The sequence below is a fragment of the Protofrankia sp. CiP1_Cm_nod3 genome (assembly GCF_982290655.1).
On sequence record NZ_CEVIVD010000010.1, the window covers coordinates 64,221 to 68,928 of the forward strand.

At 74.7% G+C, this 4,708-nt stretch carries 3 protein-coding genes; 1 reads left to right on the plus strand and 2 read right to left on the minus strand.

Annotation, left to right across the window (positions count from 1 at the left end; translation table 11 throughout):
- Nucleotides 1–30 precede the first annotated feature (30 nt).
- Nucleotides 31–2,127, minus strand: a complete 2,097-nt coding sequence (locus AC5LUJ_RS04260) for a hypothetical protein (RefSeq protein ID WP_493464489.1) — start codon at nt 2,125–2,127, stop codon at nt 31–33.
- Between the two features lie 244 nt (nt 2,128–2,371).
- A complete protein-coding gene (locus AC5LUJ_RS04265) occupies nt 2,372–3,892 on the minus strand; it encodes a lipopolysaccharide biosynthesis protein (protein ID WP_493464490.1) in 1,521 nt (506 codons plus the stop codon).
- A gap of 201 nt (nt 3,893–4,093) precedes the next feature.
- Between AC5LUJ_RS04265 and AC5LUJ_RS04270 the strand changes: the two genes are divergently transcribed.
- Nucleotides 4,094–4,708, plus strand: a 615-nt coding sequence (locus AC5LUJ_RS04270; protein ID WP_493464491.1) for a glycosyltransferase family 4 protein, incomplete at its 3' end; no start/stop codon positions are given.

Genomic DNA, 4,708 nt, shown 5'->3' on the forward strand with positions numbered 1-4,708 from the left:
GCCCCGGACGCGCGGGCCGGGGCTGCGCGGTCAGGTGAGCACGGCCCGCAGGTCGATCCGCATCAGCCACTGGTCGAGCTTGAACGGCGGGTACGGCCACGCGATGGCGTCCAGGACCAGCTGGTTGACCGGCAGCCACAGCACCCGCTGCCGCACGTCGACGGCACCGCGCCGCAGGCCGATATAGCGGCTGGACGGCCCGCGCAGGTGGCGCAGCCCAATGTCGATCGGCTGGCCGACCGTAAACGTCATCCGCCTGCCCCGGCCGGACGGGCGGACGGCCCGCACCGTGCCGTCGAGACCGGCGAGCACGACCGCCCCGCTGGCCGGATCGAACACGATGCTGCGGACCAGGCCGCCCGTGTCGGTGCCCGCCACGAAATGCTCCGGCGGGTTCGGCACCCCCCAGCTACGCCACGGCCAGCCGTCGGTCGCCGGGGTGCGGGTGACCAGGCCACGGTTACCGTCGATCTTCGGATAGACCGCGAGCGTCGCCGCGTGCAGCCCGTCCGCGTGGGTGCGGGCGACGTACAGGGTGCCGTTGTCGTCGAAGCACGCGGTCTCCATGCGGGAGCCGTCCACCGCGGCCCGCACCGCGGTGCTACAGGGAGTGATCGTCCCGCTCCCCTGGCCCGCGCCGCCCGCCGAATAGGAGAACTCCTGGACCGGGAAGGGGACCACCCGGTTGTCAGCGGTCCGGCAGTCACTGATCAACACGAAGCGCTCGTCGCCGGCCGTGGACGTGGGGTCGGTGACGACCTCCCGGGGATTGACCACCACCGGCACGCCGAAGACCTGGACCTCCGGGTACTGCCAGGACGCGCGTACCCGGCCCGCGGTGTCCACGACCAGCAGCGCCCCCTGGTCGGTGCCCAGGCTCGAGGACCCGAAGTACTGTGCGATCACCAGGTGGCCGCTGGCCGGCAGCCGGCCGATCGCGGCCGGGCCCCGCGACCACCGCGGCTCCCCGCGGCCTTCGTGCGGAAAGGCGTTCGCGGCCGCCTCCGGCGGCGCGGCCGCCGCAAGCTGGTCGGTCGTCCACGACCGCGTCGGATCGTAGCTCCAGGGCTGGCCGGGAGCGGGACGGCGGATCTGCCCGAGCGCCGGCAGCTCCCCGTACACCGCCGTGTCCCAGCCGAAGTACGACACGGCCGAGACGAACATCACCCGCTCGTCCGGAGCCGAACCGGTCACGATCACGTCGGCGACGTCGGCGCCGCCGACGCCACGGAACCCCGTATCGGCCCGGGGCAGCTGCGTCCGCCCGGTGCTCGACGGCACGACCAGCCGGGTGAAACGCATCGAGCCGGGCTCGAACGCCGCGATCTCCATCCCCGTCCCGGTGGGCTGGGCCTGGTTGTCCGAGAACGGCGTGGTCGCGGTGAAAACCGTCCCGTCGGAGGTGACGGTCGACATGTAGGCGGCCTGACCGGGGCCGAAACCCCAGCCGGGCACGTCCACCGTGACGATCCGGGTGTCCCTGACGCCGTCCTGGGAGCTGTCGAGGTCGCCGAAGCTGCCGGGCGCGCCGAACAGCGCGAGCGCGCCCATGCCGGCGGTATCGCCGTGATCGTAGATACGTTCCGTGCCGAACAGCAGCCTGGCCGTGCCGGCGAGCGCGCCCAGCCCCGCCGTGGTCGCGCCGGCCACCGCCCAGCGGCGGGTCACGCCCCGCCGTTTCGCCCGCGGCCGGTCCGGGCATGCGCAGGTGTCCGTACGTTCATGGCATTCTTCGCATTCCCGCCGTTCCTGATGCTCCCGGTGTTCCTGTCCTGCCGCGTGGGCACCATGGGACGACGGCGCGGGGGCGGCGCTGGCGGTGACCCGCGCGGGCACGGCGGCGGGCGGCACGGCGACAGGCGTCGGCGCGGACGCGGCGGCGGGCGGCACGGCGGCGGGCGGCACGGCGGCGGGCGGCACGGCGGCGGGCGGCACGGCGGCGGGAACGGCCACCGGGACGGCCGGCTCGCGCTCCGCCGGGGCGGCCGGACGGCGCCGGAGGCGGACCGGAATCCACTCCCGGGGCGGGACCACCGGCTCGCGCCGGCCCGCCGGCCGGTCACCGGCACGAGGGGATACGTCACCGGGTGTTGGCGTGTGCCCCCCCGGTACGGAATCCCGACGCATGCCTCCTAGTGTCCGATGAGCGCATGGCCCGGGTTCGCCGGGATCGGAAAACCTGTCGGGTGACCTACCTTTCGGTTTGGGGCTCGGTCTGGGGCTCGGTCTGGGGCTCGGCCTGGGGCTCGGCCTGGGGCCGGTTCAGCGCCGCCCGGAACCGCCCCGGCAGGCCCGGTGGCACCGGATCCCCGCCCAGCGGCACGTTCGCCAGCTCTGATCGACGATCAGACGATCAGACGATCGCTGACGGCTACTCGGCGCGGCTGAGGATGAGCGCCTCCGGCTCGCGGACCGTCTCCCGGTCATGCCCTCCCACCAGGCTGGCCGGGTCGCGGCGGGGCCACCTGCCCGATCGCTGGCCGGCAGCCGGCTCCCAGCCGCCGGGCCGCCCGCCCGGCTGGGCCCGCGCCGCCGGGCCGGCCGCCTGGCCCGGCGGCGTGCCCGCGGCCATCGCCAGCACTGCGGGCGAGTGCGCCCGCACCACCATGAGGCCGGCCAGCGAGACGGTCACGGCCTGGCAGACGAGCGCCATCGTCGCGGTGGCGACCAGATCCCCACCAGCCATGATCAGTCCACCGCCGGTCAGCACGGTCCCGGCCGCGAGCACACCCACCACGCCGCGGCGGCCCGCGCCCAGCAGGTAGTTGGTGAACAGCAGTGTCACGGCCAGGCAGGTCATGGCGAGCGCCAGCACCCACAGCGCGGGCGCGCCCGCGGTCAGCTCAGGGCCGAAGACCTCCGACAGCAGGAGCCGGGCGGCCACCGCGCCGACCGCCACCAGCAGCAGCCCGGGAGCGATCACCCAGCCGACCGCCGCGAGCAGCGCCGCCGTGGCGGGACGGCCCTGCTGCCGGCGGCGGGCCGCCTCCGGCAGCAGGAAGTTCGCCACGGCCAGCCCGATGAACACCGGTACCTTGCAGGCCGTGGCGATGGCGGCGTACGGCCCGACCGAGCCGGGATTGAGCCAGCCGACGATGACCACGTCCATGTTCTGCAGCATGGCCAGCGGCACGAGCGCGGCGAGCGCGGTTGTCGTGTCGCGCCGCAGGGCGTGCCTGGTGCGCACCGTGGAGACGGGCGGCAGGAGGATCGGCCCGGTGGAGCCGATCCGCTCGTCACAGGTGGCCGCACACCGGATATCCGCTACTTTGCGTGATGTCCGCGCGCTACGCCGCCGAGCGTGCTCGGTCGCGAGCGCGATACCGACGATCAGGCCGAGGCCCGCGCCGTTGACGCCCAGCCCGGCGAACATCAGACCGATGGTGACGGCGATCCGGGCCGCGCCCTCCAGGACGAAGTTGCGGGCCAGGTCCTGATAGGAGCGGCGGGCCTGCAACAGGCCGCGCTCGACCGACAGCGACACCCACACCCCCGCGGCCACGACCGCCTCCGCGATCGCCAGCGGATGCGGATAGGACAGCACCGTCGCCGCGGGCCTGGCGGCCAGCAGGCCGAGGACACCGGCGACGGCCACCCCGACCGCGCAGACGCCACGCAGCCGGCGGATCCAGAACCCCCGCTGGTGCCGGGTGTGGCCGGGCGCGGAGGTGTCCCGCTGCACCACCGCGATCTGCAGGGCGGAGCCGCCCATCGACAGGATCAGGAAGATTCCGGTCTGGACGACCAGCGCGCCGTAGTTGGCGGCGTCGAGCGCCCGGGCGAACACCAGGTTGGCCAGCAGGTTGCCGCCGTTGACAGCGAACCCGGCGGCCGCGAGCACCCCGGGCCCCTGGAGGGCACGCGCGAGCGCCGCACGTCCGACGTTCGTCACCCGTCTCCTTCCGCCCGGCCCCGCTTGCGCGGATCCATTTTGCCGCCCTTTGCCGGGCATCGCTGATCCACGGTAAGCCACCGCCCGCGTCCCAGCGACGTCCGGTCCCTGCGATCTGGCACCATCGTCGCGGGCTGGGGCGGGGGCTGCGCCACCGGCGTCAGCAGGTTGACGACAGCCCGTCCGTGAAAGGAGTCGCCGGTGCCCGTGACCGCAGCGCCCACAGGCAGTCTGAGCAGGTGGATCGACGCGCTCGCCGGCCGTCGTGTGGTGTTCCTCAACTGGCGTGATCTCGACCACCCGCAGGCCGGTGGTGCTGAACTCTACTGCCAGTCGGTGGCCGAGCGCTTCGCCGCGGCCGGCGCCCGGGTGAGCCTGCTCACCGCCCGGCCGGCCGGGCAGGCCCGGTCGGCCACCGTCCGCGGCGTCGAGATCCACCGCCGCGGCGGCACGTTCGGGGTGTACCCGGCCGTCCTCGCCCGGCTGCTGCGTGACCGCCGCGGGGTCGACGCGGTGGTGGACTGCCAGAACGGCATCCCGTTCTTCAGCCCGCTGGCGCTGCCCGCGGGCACCGCGGTGGTCCAGGTCCTGCACCACGTCCACCAGCGGCAGTTCCCGCTCTACTTCCCGGCGCCGGTGGCTAGGGCCGGGCAGCTGCTGGAGACGCCGGGAAGCCGCTGGGTGTACGGGCGGCGCCCGGTGGCGGTGGTGTCACCGTCCACCCGGGACGAGGCCCGGGACGTGCTGAGGCTGGCCGGGCCCCGCTTCATCGTGCCCGGTGGCGCCGACAGCCCGGTGGGCGGCGCGGCCCACCCC

What these genes read in the sequence shown, in the direction of transcription:
- AC5LUJ_RS04260 (WP_493464489.1), bottom strand. Translation starts at nt 2,127, where the DNA reads ATGCGTCGGGATTCCGTACCGGGGGGGCACACGCCAACACCCGGTGAC.